9 protein-coding genes are annotated in these 16693 nt (G+C 44.9%); 5 read left to right on the top strand and 4 right to left on the bottom strand.

Features of this window, described 5'->3' with window-relative positions:
- Positions 1–192: 192 nt before the first annotated feature.
- Positions 193–2196: an alpha-ketoacid dehydrogenase subunit alpha/beta gene (locus F0364_RS13720; protein ID WP_153798354.1), complete on the bottom strand. Its 2004-nt coding sequence runs from the start codon at positions 2194–2196 to the stop codon at positions 193–195.
- A 281-nt stretch (positions 2197–2477) separates the two neighbouring features.
- Between F0364_RS13720 and F0364_RS13715 the strand changes: the two genes are divergently transcribed.
- A complete protein-coding gene (locus F0364_RS13715; RefSeq protein ID WP_153798353.1) occupies positions 2478–4304 on the top strand; it encodes an ABC transporter ATP-binding protein in 1827 nt (608 codons plus the stop codon).
- Positions 4305–4455: 151 nt separating this feature from the next.
- Here the strand turns inward: F0364_RS13715 and F0364_RS13710 are convergent, their stop codons facing one another.
- On the bottom strand, positions 4456–5505 hold the full coding sequence (locus tag F0364_RS13710; protein WP_153798352.1) for a sensor histidine kinase: 1050 nt from the start codon (positions 5503–5505) through the stop codon (positions 4456–4458).
- Between the two features lie 265 nt (positions 5506–5770).
- Positions 5771–7570 carry a MutS-related protein gene (locus F0364_RS13705; RefSeq protein ID WP_153798351.1) on the bottom strand — a complete coding sequence of 600 codons (1800 nt, stop codon included), beginning with the start codon at positions 7568–7570 and terminating at the stop codon, positions 5771–5773.
- 4 nt (positions 7571–7574) lie between these two features.
- Here F0364_RS13705 and F0364_RS13700 point away from each other — a divergent pair, with 4 nt between their 5' ends.
- From F0364_RS13700 to F0364_RS13685, 4 genes are all read left to right on the top strand, one after another.
- The gene (locus tag F0364_RS13700) at positions 7575–10979 is read left to right on the top strand and encodes a hypothetical protein (protein WP_153798350.1); all 3405 of its coding nucleotides are present in this window, start codon (positions 7575–7577) and stop codon (positions 10977–10979) included.
- A 97-nt stretch (positions 10980–11076) separates the two neighbouring features.
- Complete coding sequence (locus F0364_RS13695) at positions 11077–11562, top strand: YcxB family protein (RefSeq protein ID WP_153798349.1); 486 nt, start codon at positions 11077–11079, stop codon at positions 11560–11562.
- A 51-nt stretch (positions 11563–11613) separates the two neighbouring features.
- The gene (locus F0364_RS13690; RefSeq protein ID WP_153798348.1) at positions 11614–13278 is read left to right on the top strand and encodes an SWIM zinc finger family protein; all 1665 of its coding nucleotides are present in this window, start codon (positions 11614–11616) and stop codon (positions 13276–13278) included.
- Between the two features lie 345 nt (positions 13279–13623).
- Positions 13624–15147 carry a retron St85 family RNA-directed DNA polymerase gene (locus F0364_RS13685; protein ID WP_153798347.1) on the top strand — a complete coding sequence of 508 codons (1524 nt, stop codon included), beginning with the start codon at positions 13624–13626 and terminating at the stop codon, positions 15145–15147.
- Positions 15148–15599: 452 nt separating this feature from the next.
- On the opposite strand, the gene F0364_RS13680 is transcribed toward F0364_RS13685, so the two are convergent.
- Positions 15600–16682: a mannose-1-phosphate guanylyltransferase gene (locus F0364_RS13680; protein WP_153798346.1), complete on the bottom strand. Its 1083-nt coding sequence runs from the start codon at positions 16680–16682 to the stop codon at positions 15600–15602.
- Positions 16683–16693: the final 11 nt, after the last annotated feature.

Below are 16693 nucleotides of genomic sequence, written 5' to 3'. Positions count from 1 at the left end.
CTGCTAAATAATACTAACTGCACTATGCCGAAGAGCGAACAAAGCCCTGAAGAGTGCGACGCAACCGGGTTTCATAGTAGTAATGCAGTTGGGCCCAAAAAAAATTGCGGATACTATACGCACCGCCACAGAAAATGTGGCGCACCAAATATTTCTGCATTTTTATTTTAGAGAAAACAAGTTAACAGAGGGCTAATAAGCCACCAGCTTTTCCACCGCTTGCGCCAGCCGGGCTTTGGCCATAAAGTTTTTTTCAAGTTCAGTATTAAAAGGTATGGGGGTATCCAGGCTTGCGCAGCGTATAACAGGCGCATCCAGCAGCTCAAAGCAATGTTCACCAATCCAGGCGCTTATTTCACCGCCAATGCCGCCGGTTAATGTGTCCTCATGCAATAGCAGCACCTTGCCTGTTCTGGCCACCGCCTTGCGTATGGCTTCGTAATCCAGTGGCTGCAGTGTGCGAAGGTCAAGAATGTCTATGCTTAAGCCGGGGTGTTGGGCTGCATATTCCAGCGCCCAGTACACGCCACTGCCATAAGTGATGACGCTAATGTCTTCCCCTTGCTGCACCCATTTGGCTCTACCAATTTCAACGGCATAATATTCTTCCGGAACCGGGCCCTGCACACTGCGGTATAGGGCTTTGTGTTCAAAATAAAGCACGGGATTGGGGTCGTTCAGCGCAGCTACGAGCAACCCTTTGGCATCTATGGCCGATGATGGGTACACTACTTTCAAGCCGGGCACATGCGTAAACCAGGCTTCGTTGCTTTGGCTGTGAAAAGGCCCGGCGCCCATGCCACCGCCTGTTGGCATGCGTATTACCACATTGGCGTTTTGTCCCCAGCGGTAATGTAGTTTGGCCAGGTTATTTACAATTTGGTTAAAGCCGGCGGTTACAAAATCTGCAAACTGCATTTCTACCATGCTGCCAAACCCCTGCAGGCTAAGGCCCAGCGCTGCGCCAATAATAGCGCTTTCGCATAAAGGAGTGTTGCGTACCCGCTCTTTACCAAACTGTTGCACAAAACCTTCCGTTATTTTAAAGGCGCCGCCGTAACCGGCAATGTCCTGGCCCATCAGCACAAGGCCTGGCTGGCGCTCCATGGCCTGCCGCAGCGCCTCGCTGATGGCATCTATAAAACGCTTGTTATTTCCCGCAGCCTGATAGCCCGGCATTGTATTGTCAACTACCGTTAATCCTTCAACGGGCTGCTGCGGTGCATATACATCTTTAACTTCCTCTTCCGTATCCGCTATAACCGGCGCTGCCGCGTAAGCCACAGCCAATTCTGCTTCTATCTGCTGTTTTAATGATGACTTTATCAGTTCTGCATCCTGTACAGTTAAAACCGATTGTTGCTGCAGGTAGTGCTCAAAATTGGTAACAGGATCTTTTTTGCCCCACTCGTCAAAAAGTTCCGCCGGAATGTATTTGGTACCGCTGGCTTCTTCATGCCCCCTCATCCGGAACGTCATACATTCCACCAGGTAGGGCTTTTGTTCGCGTATGCAGTAATCCCTTACCCCCTTTAGTGTATCAATAACGGTAAGAATGTTGTTACCATCAATGCGTACGCCCCCCATGCCATAGCCTTTGGCACGGTCAACCAGGCTTTCACAACGATACTGTTCTGAAACGGGGGTACTCAAGCCATAGCCATTGTTTTCAATAAGAAAAATAACCGGCAAATCCCACACGGCAGCCACATTCAGCGCTTCATGAAAATCACCTTCGCTGGTACCGCCATCGCCGGTAAATGCCAGCGATACCTTGTTTTCTTTTTTAAGTTTATGGGCCAGCGCCACACCATCCGCTATGGCCAGTTGCGGGCCCAGGTGGGAGATCATACCACAGATATGGTGCTCTTTTGTACCGAAATGAAAACTGCGTTCACGCCCTTTGCTGTAGCCCTCTTTACTGCCCTGCCATTGCATAAACAGTTTGCTAAGCGGCATACCCCGGGAAGTAAATACGCCCAGGTTACGGTGCAGGGGCATTATCCATTCATCCTGCTGCAGGGCGTAAGCGGCGCCCACGGCAATGGCTTCCTGCCCTATGCCGCTAAACCATTTGCTTATTTTGCCCTGGCGCAACAATACGAGCATCTTCTCTTCAATCATCCGCGGGTACAGCAGTTTTTTGTATATATCAACCAGTTCTTCGCTGGTTAGTGACTTACGGTCAAAATACATGAACAATTTTTTAAAAATGTAAGGTAGCAATAATGTATGTATTGAAACGGGGAGGCGGATTTTGCAGGTTGGTTGGCTAACTTTTTTTAAGGGGGCCAGCGCTGCCCGTGCCGGAGTAATAACGTAATGGCATTGCATGCAGCCCTGTTTTACGCCAGTTCACGTTGTTTGGCCTGACATAAAGTCCACCCGGCCGGCTTTAACCACCCGTGGATTAAGTTTTGTGTACTGGAATAATTCAATTTATTTTCAGTACAGATTTAGTTCTCCAACAAACGATTATGAAGATTTTACTGCAATACTTAAAACCATTTAGAGGGCTAGTAGTGCTGGCTCTTTTAATGGCTGCGATAAACCAAAGTTTTTCAATGCTTGATCCATATTTTTTTGGAAAGCTGTTCGACAAATATTTAACGCATCCGCATGAGACTGGATATTTTGACGACGATAAAAAATTTATCGCTACAGGGATAAGAACACAGCACCAATACATTTGGGGAGTGCTTGGTTTTCTAGGAATTTTGATTAGTGTTGCTATGGTTTCAAGAATTGCTAAAGCTTTTCAGGATTACTTCAGCAATGTGATAGTTCAAAAGTTCGGAGCCAGCATTTTTACTGATGGGCTCAAGCATTCAATGAAACTGCCGTTTTCCGATTTTGAAGATCAAAGAAGTGGCGAAACTCTCTCTACGCTTTCAAAGGTGCGAACTGATACAGAAAAATTTATTATTGCTTTTATCAATGTTCTTTTTACAATTATTGTTGGTATTGTTTTTATAAGCATATATTCCTTCCGCCTGCATTGGTCAATCATGCCAATTTATGCAGTTGGAATAGTATTCCTGTCAGTACTAACCAGCTTGCTTAGTAAGAAAATAAAGATCATCCAGAAGAAAATAGTAACAGAAACCAATGCGCTTGCCGGTACTACAACTGAATCGCTAAGAAATATTGAACTGGTAAAAAGCCTGGGACTTAGCCAGCAAGAGATTACAAGGTTAAATAGTAACACATATAAAATTTTGGGGCTTGAGTTAAAGAAAGTAAAGGGAATTCGTGCTTTAAGTTTCATACAGGGAACATTCGTTAATTTTCTGCGGCAGGTTATTATGTTTACTTTATTGTGGCTTGTTTTTAAAGGCCAGCTAACAGCAGGAGAGGTAATGACTCTTACTTTTTATTCTTTTTTCATCTTTGGGCCATTACAGGAGATTGGAAACATTATAATGTCTTATCGAGAGGCAGAAGCTTCGCTGCAAAATTTCCATAACCTCATGCAACGGTCAGTAGAGCCCAAACCTTCCAGCCCCTTGCATATCGGAGATATAAGAGAACTTACTTTTGACAAGGTTAGCTTTAAGCATAATACAGCCCAATACAAAGCCATAGAAAACATAAGCTTTGATGTAAACAAGGGGGAAACCATTGCGTTTGTAGGCCCATCGGGTTCTGGTAAAAGCACATTGGTTAAATTGCTGGTGGGCCTTTACCGCCCGCAGGATGGCGAGATACTTTATAACAAGACACATGGCGCGGATATAGATTTTGATGAGCTGCGTACGCAGATTGGTTTTGTTACGCAGGATACGCAGTTGTTTGCCGGTACCATTAAAGAGAACCTGCTGTTTGTTAACCCGGCAGCCACTGATGAAGATGTGAAAGATGCATTGTATAAGGCAAGTTGCCAAAACCTTCTTTCCCGTGCGGAAAAAGGCATGGATACCATGATTGGTGAAGGCGGCCTTAAATTAAGCGGTGGAGAAAAACAACGCCTGAGCATTGCCCGCAGCCTGCTGCGCAAACCACGGCTGTTGATTTTTGATGAAGCTACTTCCGCACTGGATTCTATTACCGAAGAAGAAATTACTTCTACCATTAAAACCATATCTGCCGATAAAGAACAGATTACCGTGTTGATTGCACACCGGCTAAGCACCATTATGCATGCCGATAAAATTTATGTGCTGGAACGCGGCCAGGTGGTTGAAACCGGCACCCACCAGGAGTTGCTGGCTGAAAAAGGTTTGTATTATGCCATGTGGCGCCAGCAAATTGGCGAAAGAAAGTTTGCACCGGTAGCGGCGGCTAACCCTGTTAGTGCCAACTGAATACCGGGCTTTGCCCAGCATTAATTTTTTGGTGACCGGCTGTCGGTATTTCATGGCAGCCAGGTTGCGTCGCAATACGTTCATCGTTCGGTTTTTTATGGCTGCAGTTAAGCGGGTATAACCAGTGCCTGTTTTAACAAACAGTAAACTGCTAATCCCGTTTGGCTTCCAGTGTAAACCCGATGGTTGTGCCAACATCCAGCTTGCTGCGTACGTGCATGCTTTGGCCATGTACTTCAATAATATGCTTGCAAATGGCCAGGCCAAGGCCGGTGCCCCCCACATCGCGGCTGCGGCCACGGTCAGTACGGTAAAAGCGCTCAAATATGCGGGGCAGATGTTCTTCGGCAATGCCCATGCCATCGTCGCTCAGTTCAACCAGCACGTGCTTTTCATCTGTTTTATAAATGCTGGCTACAATATTGCCTTCGTATTTGCCATATTTGGTGGCGTTTTCCACCAGGTTAATCAGCACCTGCCTTATCTTTTCCTTATCGGCAAAAACACTTACCGGCGCTTCACAACCCTTTTTTATGCTGAACTTCATTTTGCGTTCGGCAATTTTAATGGAAAGCGATTCAACCACTTCCCTTATTAAATCCTGTATTACAAAGTTTTGTTTGTAGAGGGGCTGTTCGCCACTTTCAAGGCGCGATATTTCGTCAAGGTCGTTCACCAGGTTTACCATGCGTTCCACATTACGGTACGTATTTTCCAGGAAGCGCTTGTTTACAGCGGCGTTTTCCATAGCGCCGCCCAGCAATGTATCCACGTAGCCTTGTATGGCAAAAATGGGTGTCTTAAACTCATGCGCCAGGTTTTGCAGAAATTCTTTCCGGTAGGCTTCATTGTTGCGGAGCAACTCAATTTCTTCCTTACGTTGTTCAGCCCATTTTTCTACATCTTCCCGCACTTCGTCAATACTCTTTTTGGGAAGTATGTACTTGTAATACATTTCTTCTTTTTTACTTGCCTTTGTTTGGTAAATGAATTTGTAGATGAGTTTTATTTTCCGGTAGATAAACCACTCCAGTACAAACCGTATAAGCAGGTAACTGCCAAGAAAGATGATGATAAGTGCAGTGGCCGCTATCCATATTTTGCCATGTATAACGTAAAAACCCAGGCTGATGGGCACTGATAAAAAAAGTGCTGTTAATGCCGATAGCTGAACAGGTGAAAGGTTTTTGGTGGTAAACATGCCACAGGTATCTCCCAAAGAATTTTAATGATCAAAAAAGGAACGCAAACATCAACCGGAGCCCAGCGTGAGGGATAGAAGCGGATACCCCGCTGAAGGCCTTGTGCGCTGCTTTGTGGCGGAGTAGCAGCGGATAGCCCGGCCCCTTGCGATAGCTTGGGGACACGCCCTGATAAAACAAATATCCGCCTTACCGGGTTGACTTGTTGCCTGCCTGCAGCGAAGTTAACAATATTAGTAACAGTTTAGGTTAGCCGTGTAAGCGCTACATTTCTATCCCTATCTTTTTCATAAGGATGGATGCATTGAGGCTTTGGCAAATGCCTTCCTTTAGCTTGTAGTCAAAATAGAGTTCTCCGTTAGCAACCTGTACATCAAAATGATAATTGGTAATAGCGGCGGGAAAATTTTGCTGCAGTTTGGCCAGCTCAATATCATGGGTGGCAATAATGGCCGTAGCATTGTGCTGTATGAGTTGCTGAATAAGTGCTTTGGAACCGGTATGCCGGTCAAGCGAGTTGGTGCCACGCAGTATCTCGTCCAGCAGTATAAAAACTTTTTCTCCGCGGTTTACCGCTTTTATGATGGTTTCCAGTTTCTTTAACTCAGCATAAAAAGTAGAAGTGCTTTCGGCCAGGTTATCTTCTATGCGCATGCTGGTCATAAGCTGCGTATGGGAGACAGTAAAGCTTTCCGCACAAACCGGAGAGCCCGCTAATGCCAGCACGGTATTAATGCCAACGCTGCGCAAAAAAGTGCTTTTGCCGCCCATATTACTGCCGGTTACCAATACTACCTTACCGGCGCCCTGCATGGCAAAGTTGTTATAAACCCTTTTATTTTCCTGGATAAGAGGGTGGCCAATACCCGTTCCACTAAAAGTTAAGTGTTCTCCCGTAACCGATGGGTAGCACCAGCCAGGCTGATTAAACGCCAGCGTGGCAAGGCTTGCGGTTACTTCCAGCTTTGCTATGGCATCAAAATAATGGGGTAATGCCTGGCCGTTTTTTTGTTTCCATTTATTCAGGGCCAGCATTTGCCGGAGGTCCCACAGCAGCAGGGTGTTTAATACGGCGAAGGCAAAAATATTAAGCCGCAGGTCGAACCGGTTGAGTATGTTTTTTAGCTCCAGGATTTCCTGCGACGCAGTTTTTGCCCTGTTGCTTTTTATTTGCTGCTTAATGCCGTCAATAAGCCTGTTGTTGAACTGCTCATTTTCCAGGTGCTGTAACTGGCGTTGCAGGGTATTTACCTCGTCCACCGCTTTTGACAGCAATACATACACAGGGTGTGTGTAGCGAACCAGCGAAAAAGAGAAAGCAAAAAACAGCACAAGAATAAAATTGAACGCCGGTGTGGAAATTACATCTGCGGCAAATAAAATAATAGTACCGATGGATATAACAGGATAAATGTAAGCCAGCCATTTCCAGTAGAGCTGTGCCATAACCGGGGGCTGTTGCAGCCATTGGATAAGTTTTTTTTCCGTAGCGGCTGTAATAGCCCCGGCCATGCCGTAAGATAGCAACTGCTGGCACCATGCAGGGCGTTGGGAGAGGTCTTTAACTGCTTCCTGCTGCATTTCTATATGCCCGGCAGGTTGAGGTTGCAACAGGTGGCCGGCCAGCAATTGTTTGCCTTGCTGAGAGCTGCAGCGGTTAATGTATTGGTATAAAGATGCAGGCCCGAAGATATCAAGGTCTTTGGCATAAAGGTGGTGCGGCGGCATAAATTCAGTGCCGGCATCCCGGGCAGCAAAATTGTGATGAAGTATATCCACTTCTGCTTTGCTGATGGCCAGCAACCGTTCTTGGTTAAGTATCTCTTCTTTGTTATCCGCATCGGCTGCAACCAGTTTTAAAAAAATGGCTATGCCCGCTATAGTTGTGCCAATAACAATCCAGGTATCGCTGCCCCAGGTAAGCCTAATGGCAACAATGGTTGCCACAAAAACAACCAGCCTTAGCCAGGCAATGCGGCTGCTTTTGCCTTTAAGAGAAACAAGCTGGTTTTCAAAAGTTGTTATATTCTGCTGGTAGGCTTGCAGCGGCGAAAACTGGTTCATGGCGATGAAGCTACAGAAAAGTTGGAAAGAGGACGGAGGTATAGGTTTTAATGTTACTGACCCTCATCGTATTTTGCCCGTTATTCTTTATCTTCCCTTTTCAACCCATTTAGTTATGCGATTGATAAAGCAGGCCGTACTTTTTTTCAGGGAAGGGAATGCTGATAAAGTTTACGAATTAAGCCTTTGCGATGCAGGCGCAGGCCGCTATGTTGTAAACTTCAGGTATGGAAGAAGGGGCTCCGTTTTAAAAGAAGGCACCAAAACGGCCGTGCCGGTGTTACTTGCGGAGGCAGAAAAAATATATGACGCGGTAGAAACCGAAAAACTTACCAAAGGGTACACTACAGATGAAAGCGGCCGTTCCCAAGTGGTGACACCCAAAGGTTTTGAGCTTGACCACATTCAAATGCCCGATACTGCAGAATGGGCTGCAATGCCCCCAAGTAGGGAGAAAGCTATACTGTTACGCCTGAACCATGCTGTTAACGGGGGTTCTAACCCTTCAAAAAAAGCCTGGAAGTTATCACGAATTATATGGAAGGCCGGGGAATATCAAATAAAAGAAGCCATCCCTTATATCGCCAGGCTTTTTAATACGGGCGATGCCATGCAACGTTACTGTTGTGTATGGGCATTGGCCCGCTGCCGGCAGCAACAAGCCATACCGGTGTTAACTTCTATTTACGATAACAGTAATGTACCCATGCTGTCAGGAATTGCCGGGGTAGGGTTACTGCTGGTTTTAGATGGGGCCGAGAAAGAAAAGCTGGTTAACAAATACACCAATTCATTACCTGAAGATTTTAAGGCTACAGTGCTTAACCAAAGTGTTACTGACTTTCATAGCTTGTTAACAGGACGGCTTGCACAGCAGCAGGTATCGTATAAATGGCTGGAAACGCTTTTTGTATTATCTATTGATAAAAAATGGATGAGGCCTTTTTTAAAAAGTGCGCTGGAAGAGTTGCCATTAAAACCCGGTTATTTTAAACATATACGCCATATTTTTAAATTGGCAGAGCTTGTTGATGATTTTGAGACCATAGGCTTGCTTTCCTGTCGTATGGAACGAGAAACAGAAATGTTTACGCATTTTCTTACAGCCAAACAAGCAGCCAATAAAAAAACGCATGTTCCTGAAACCGATGATTTTATTAACCTGGTAAAGGAGTTTAAAAAGCAGGAAAGCCGCATAGCATATTCCAATAAAACAAGATGGTATTTTCATGGCCGCACCCGCCGCCGCCTGGAAATGATGGGAAAAGCTGGTAATACAGACTATGTGCGTCTTGCTACAGGCATTCTAATTGCCTACAGGTTTAATAAGGATTTCAAACCCCATTACAGCACTAACCAGTATAACTGGAATGGGAGAAACTACGAAAATACAGAAACCCGGTATTTACAGAATGCCCACGCATTGTACCTCCACCAGCTTTTAAGTGCCTGGCACCCTGGCATACAGTTATCCGGCAGGAGCTGGCACATGCGTATTGAACAGGTAAAACACCCGGCAGTTTCGGCTACCATAAAGACGGCTGGCGGCTTGTTGAATAGAATAAAAAGCTTTTTTGCAAAAAAGAATACACCTGAAAAATCACAGCAGCAACCGGTAGCAGATAAGCCGCAGCCTGATAAAAACGGCACACCTTATCTTCATTTGTGGAACAGTATGCCCGAGGCTTATGTTCAGTTGCTGATGCAGGCTGAGATGAGTGAGATACACCAGTTTGCAAAAGAAAACCTTACCGTTCACCCGCAATATGCAGCTATAAAAGAAAAGCTGGATGATAATGCCTGCATCAGCTTGCTGCTTTCCGCTTTTGCCATACCTGCTGAAATGGGTTATTCCATCACCCTTGAAAAATATGATAACGCAACCCCTTCTGCCAGCCTCGCCATGGCAATGCTCAACAGTATTCATGAGCCTGCCCAGTTAACAGGATGGAAGTGGGTTGATGCCAACACGGCCACTTACTTACAACAGCCGGAATTTATCCTGGGCCTGTTATTTGCCCGGCACGCCATCGTACGGCAAAGGGTTAAAACATGGTTGCCCAACGCTGGCATTAGTACTACTACAAAACAGGCTGTGGCAGGAAAAACAATTGCCTGGCTGCTTGGTTTGTCTGCAAGCCAGGCCCCTGGCAGCGAGATATTAGAGGATGGCGCAGCGGCTGCATTTGCACTATTGGGCAACGAGTTGCAGGAAGTTAATACCATGGTTATTGCCGATCTTTTGCAACATCCCGTTCCAGGCGTTTTGTTATTCGGCCTGCAGTTGCTTACCGCTAACCAGCAATTTATTAATTTAAATGAGCTGCCTTCCAGCTTTATATCCGGGTTACTTAACCATGCCCATCAGCGGGTAAGGCATGCAGGCATAATATTGCTTGATAGCATGCAAGAACAGGCCGCATTGCAACATTCGGATGTGCTGATACAAGCTTGCCTGTCTGTGCACCTGGATGTACGCAAAGCCCTGCCACCACTAGTAGAACGCCTGGCACAGCACCATAAAGTCTTTGGTGATAAAGCCGCCGAACTTTTGTTGCCTTATCTTTTGCGTAAAGAAACCAGCGAAGGTTTGCATGCGGATGTAAGCAGCCTTCTTTGCAACCAGCTTAGCAACCATTTGCAAAATGCCAATAAAACAACAGCGCTTAACCTGGTGTATTCAACTTTTGCCGCCGCCCAAAATGTTGGCGTAACTATACTTGAAAAATATACGCAGCCGGGCCAGCTTACCATACCGCAGGTAATAGCGTTGGGCAATCATGAAAACCTTACTGTCCGCGAATGGTGCTGGCGGTTTTATGAGCAACAGGAAGCAAGGATAAAATACGAAAAAGAGGCGGCCATACAGTTACTGGATAGCAGGTGGCACGATACAAGGGTTTTCGCCATGCAGTATTTCAGGAGCAATTTTTCAGAAACCGATTGGAATCCGGAAACGTTGGTAGCGCTGGCTGATTCCATTAAGCCAGATGTTGAAGCGTTTGGCAGAGAGCTTATTACCCGGTATTTTACCGATGATAATGGCCTCTTTTATTTACTGCGGCTCAGCCAGCACCCTGGTGAAAAAATGCAATTGTTTGCCAGCAACTACGTGGAGCGGTTTGCTGCCGGTGATATTGATAAAATACAGCAGCTTGAATTTTATTTCCGTTCTGTGCTTACCCGTGTTAACAAAAGCCGTGTAGCCAAAAACAGGATATATCACTTTTTGCTTACCGAAGGCAGAAAAACAGAAAGCGCCGCTGTTGCAGTAAGCAACATTCTGTCCGATATTTCTGCCACGGCTGCCATTGGCGATAAGGCTAAATGTATTGAAATTTTGCTGCAGCTTAAATCATTGTACAACGTGGCTACGCCACTTCACATAAAAGAAACTGAAATGAGATAGTTTTTGGGGCCCGGCAGCAGGAACTTCTATTGGGCGTTCCTTGCGTCGCACTCTTGTACGTTCTAAACTTTATTCAGCAAATGCAACCGTATTTTCAATGACCATTAAAACACGATTGAGCGACAAGGATTACATACAACTCTCCCTGGTGGTTTTATATCAAAAACCGGCCATAAAATTATTTATAGGCATAGCGCTGGCAGTATTTATTGTTGCATTGTTTGGGTTAATTGCCGAACCGGGCAGTGTTACAATTTCCAATTTTATTTTACCGGTACTTATCTTGGCTATGCCGCCATTGTTTACCTGGTACAATTCCAAAAAAATGCTCCGTTCAAACAAACTTGTTACAAAGCCTTATGATTATATAATAGAAGCAGATTCCTTCGGCATTTCCGGGGAGCTATTTAACGCACGGTTTAGCTGGGATAAAATTTACAAGGTTACCAAAACAAAAAAATGGTTATTGGTTTGGCAACATAGCCAACTGGCTTACGGCATACCCTTGAGGGACACCTGGGATGGGGAAATTGCAGCATTAAAAGATATTCTTATAGCAAACAAGGTAAAGAATAACCTGTAAACCATTGAATCCTGCGTAGGGGTGCAAAATTTGAAAGCGTAAAAACAGTATATGATATTTAATTACAGGTTTGCCGGATCTTCCACCGTAACCAGCAATGCGCACATGACAGGTATGTCTTTTGCGCCGGATACCTTGCGGGAAAGCGCCTGGTTTGCAGGAAAGCTGCACAGAAAAATAGCTTTTAGGGAAGCTATTTCAGCGCTGCACGATGTAGTGGTAAGCGATCTTAGGTTTAAGCCCAAAGATAAAACAGCTTACAAGGAGTGGGCAGCGCAAAATGAGGCGGCTTTTCTTGCAGATTTTATGGCAGGCTATGATGCCGGTATTGCCAACGAAAAAATAGAGCGCATTAAAGCTGAGCTTACCGGCATACGTGCGGAAAAAGAAAGGTTAATGGGCCCGTTTTATAAGGCCCGCGCAAAATATTTTAACTACCTCTATTTAAAACACCGGGAGGCATGGATAGTGCTTGACCCGGTTATTACCATACACCCGGATGAACTGTTTTTCGAGTGCTTTAGCCAGGATGAATCCACCTATGCAAAGCTCGGCTGTAATTACAATGTTTTTACACAGTTAGATGATTTTAAATGCGGTACTACCAATGTTGATTATTCAGCAGAATTATACGGAGAATTTCAAAAAATAAGGGATTATAAAGAAACGGAACTAAAGATTGACCCTTCTGGCTTTAACGTACAAACTACAGGCGGAGAAAACTATAAAGAAGTAAAGGTTGATTTGCCGGAAAGCTGGGTGCGTGGCTTTTTGCAGGTAAGCAGCGCAATGACGCTGCCTGCCATACAATTTGAGCTTCACCCCATGGACATATACAGCCTTTGCCTGTTATTACGCCGCTTTAAAGAAAAACGGGGCCCACGCTCTTTACGTTACCTGCTGGAGCCTGGCCATCCCGTTAAACTTGTTTTAGAGCCATGGGGCAAAGAAATAATTTGCGGCAGGAGCATTTATACAGGCAACCAGAAACATGAGATAAGAACCTGGGGCCGCAGAAGATTGCTAACGCTGGAGCGGCTGATACCTGTTGCCAGAAAATTTACAGTGCATTTGCTTGGCACAGGGCTACCCACTTTTTACGTTGCCGACCTGGGCGATATGAATTTTACGCTGGGCCTGAGCGGCTGGACAACCAACGACTGGAGCCATGCAGGCAACTTTGACTTGCTGGCCCCAAGGCTGGCTGTTGATGATAGCATCAAACAAAAGGTATTTCATGCGCTTAAACAAAGTTGGCTTGCTACAGCACAGCAAGTGGCAGATAAGCTGGATATTTCCACGGCAAGCGCTTCCGGCGCCTTAAGCGCTTACACACAGGCCGGCCGGGTAATTTATGACTTAAACAGCAAGGTTTACCGCCTGCGGGAGTTAAGCCGTGAACCACTGCCTTTTGACAAATTGCGCTTTGATAACCCCAGGGAAGAACTGGCGGCTAACCTGCTGGAAAAACATGAAATAAAATACAATGTGCAGCATACGTCCGGCGATGGCCTGCAGTTAAAGGGCACCGTAAAAACAAACAAAAAAACCTTTAACCCGCTGCTGAATATTGACGCCGATGAGAAAATTGTGAGCGGCCATTGCGATTGCAGCTATTATACAGAAAACAAGCTTTACAAAGGCCCTTGCGAGCACATGCTGGCTATGCGGCAGGCTTATAATAAAACAAGGATTAACGCGAATGATTTTGTGTAAAATTTATTGAGTTAATTAAAAACAGGAAATTATATTTGTTAACTGCATTTCATGTTCTTTTACAGATGGATGGTAAAGTATAAGCAGCAATGCTTGTGTAATGCACCTTGCTTCCGAAAGGAAAGAGCGATGTTTCGTCGCTCATGCAAAATGAGTTTCTCATGCATCACCAAATGTAATCTTTACTATGGCCACAGGGTGCTATATCACTATTTACAGTGAAGGCCCCGTGTGCCTAAATAATGATATAGCACCCTGTGGCCTGGCGTTGATTAATCTGGTCCCGGGCAGGCACGAAGGCAGCAGCCATCCATCTGTAAAAACATGAACCCCTTACCTACTATCATGGCCGACAACAGATTAACCCGTCAACAGATTTACGACCGTATCAGGGAAACCTCTAGAGATGACTTTATCCTGGAAGAGATGAAACGCCTTGGTTTCTGGGGCCGCGGCCAGGATGATCCATCTGTTTCTGAACTACTTATTAAAAAAGAAGTTGAGCTTGGTAAAGAACTGGATAAGCTATTAGCAGAACAAAGAAAGTACGATAATAAACAAGCTGTACTTAAGGAAATGCGCATGAAGCGCATGGCTGAGGCAAAACAAAAAAGGGCAGACAATAAAAAGAAAAGAGAAGAGCAACGTTTTAATAAGGCGGAAGCCTGGCGGCAGAAAAAAGAAACAGAAATTTTTTATCTCGGCCAGGGGGTATCCGGCGGGTTAAACCATACTGAAAATAATGTTGTATTGCTGCAACAAAAAGGATTGCCGGTGTTTTATGATGAGCAGGAGCTTGCCAGTGCAGCCGGCATTGAACTTAAAGAACTAAAATTCCTTTCTTTTTCCCGCAGTGTATCAACTGTTAACCATTACCGTAAATTTTACCTCCCCAAAAAAAGTGGCGGCAAAAGGCTTATTTCAGCACCAATGCCCCGGCTTAAAAAACTACAGTATTGGATATTGCATAACGTATTGCAGAAAGTAACATTGCACACTGCCGTTCATGGCTTTACAGGCAAAAGGTCTATTGTAACCAATGCACAGCAGCATATTGCAAAAGATGTGGTGATAAATGCAGACGTAAAAGACTTTTTTCCCTCCATACATATTAAACGGGTGAAAGGGATTTTTAAAGCGCTGGGGTATTCGGAAAAAACAGCTACTATACTGGCGCTGGTTTGTACAGAACCGGTTACTGAAGAAGTAATGATTGATGGCAAAAATTATTTTATTCAAAAAGGCGAAAGGGTTTTGCCGCAAGGCGCCCCTACAAGCCCGGCCCTTACGAATATTATCTGCTATCACCTGGATAAAAGGCTTCAGGGAGTAGCATCTAAACACCAGTATACTTATACACGATATGCTGATGACATTACTTTTTCCGCAACGGGGCAGCAGCTTAAAGAAGAAGCTTTACTATGGCGGGTTAAAAAAATATTGAAGGAAGAAGGGTTTAACATACATCCCGATAAAATACGCATTATGCATAAGGGCACAAGGCAGGAGGTTACCGGGGTAGTGGTAAACAAAAAGCTAAGCCTTAGCCGGCAGAAGCTGCGCAATTTCAGGGCTATGCTGCACAACTTGAAAACAAAGGGATACGCGGACATAAAAACCGGCAATAAAGATATAGCTGCCGTTATCCTGGGTTATCTCAATTACATAAAAATGATTGACCCTGTAAAAGCATTGCAATTTCAACAGCAGGTAAACCAGCTTTTCCAGCAGCCATCTTTTCATCAGTTATTAAAAGAGCAGGCTGCTGCCAGGGCTGCGGTGAAGCCGGTGGAAAAATCTGCAATGCCTTCGCCGGAAAGTACAACCCCGCAACAAGGCAACGGTAACTGGTGGAACGTTACGGAGTAATATTACAGCCCTTTGCTTTCTATCTATACGGGCTTAAAAGATGCCCAAAGAACCGGACGATGAACGTAGTGCGACGCAACGATGCCTCCACAAAGTGCCGAACGCCCGGCGAAAAAAAATCATGTGGGCACAGAAGAAATTTTATTAATGCAAATATCCCTGTAAGCAATGATTCACTTAACTTTATGCACAGTAAATATCTACTCAGGAACAAGCCGGACAAATCTGTTGACGATGTTTCATCCGGCTTTCAAAAATTATCTGACATGAATAATAAAATTGAGCCATGCCTCAACGGCATGGTGTTTTTATTTTCATAATATGAACCCTTTTGACCTTAACCTGACGGCTATGGCGGATACCCCGGTGAAGCCATCGCAGCATAGCTTTTGTGCCGGAGTATGAGCGGAAAGCCGGGTGCCTTTGGCAGGCGCCCTAATAAGCAAAAACTGTCACGAATACATATCGCCGATGTTCCGCTTTACTTCGGCAACGTATTCTTTGATCTCCTGCTCCTTTTCTTTTTTGCAGATAAGCAGGGCATCTTTGGTATCTACTACAATAAAATCTTCCAGCCCCTGTAATACCAAAAGCTTTCCTTCAGGAGAGGACACCATGCATTTGGCGGCATCAATAATTAAAACCTTATCGCCGGTAACAGCATTACCCAGGTAATCTTTTTCCATGTTTTCGTAGGCGCTGTTCCAGGTGCCCAGATCGCTCCAGCCAAAAGAAGCCGGAATTACATACACATTATCCGCTTTTTCCATGATAGCATAGTCAATGGAAACATTGGTACACAAAGGGTATATACGGTTAATTGCCTCTTTTTCCCTGGGTGTGTTGAACAGCTCTTTTTCTGTAGCAAATAGCTCATACATTTCCGGCTGAAACTGCTCAAAAGCCTGTACTATTTTTTTAACCTGCCAAATAAATATGCCTGCGTTCCACAAGAAGTCGCCACTGGAAATAAAGGTTTTGGCCAGTTCTAAATTGGGCTTTTCTGTAAACGTTTTTACTTTATACACTTCTTCTGCAACACTTAGCGTATCGTGCTGGATGTAGCCATAACCGGTATTAGGATAAGTTGGTTTTATACCCAATGTTACGAATGCTTTTAGGTGCGCAGCAAAATCAAGCGCCTTCAAGGAAACCTGTTCAAATGTTTCTGTATCTAAAACGATATGATCGCTGGGAGCGACGATTAAAGAAGCTTCGGGGTCTTTTTGCAAAAGTTTAAAAGAAATATAAGCCACACAGGGCGCCGTGTTTTTGCGGCTGGGCTCTGCCAGTATATTATCTTTTTTTATGCTGGGCAATTGTTCCTCTACAATATGCACATATTCCTGGGAGGTTACGATGTAAATATTCTCTACGGGAATAAAGGACGCATAACGTTCGAATGTGGATTGTATAAGGGTTTTACCCAGGTTAAGTATATCCAGAAATTGCTTGGGGAAAGCGGTTCTGCTCATGGGCCAGAAGCGGCTGCCTATACCCCCGGCCATTATGGCTACATAGTGATGTTGGTTCATAGAAAAAAATT

It is taken from the genome of Foetidibacter luteolus, assembly GCF_009650435.1.
GTDB classification, from domain to species: Bacteria; Bacteroidota; Bacteroidia; order Chitinophagales; family Chitinophagaceae; genus Foetidibacter; species Foetidibacter luteolus.
The sequence above is the reverse complement of the archived record's forward strand: the minus strand, read 5'-3'. Positions and strand labels throughout refer to the sequence as shown.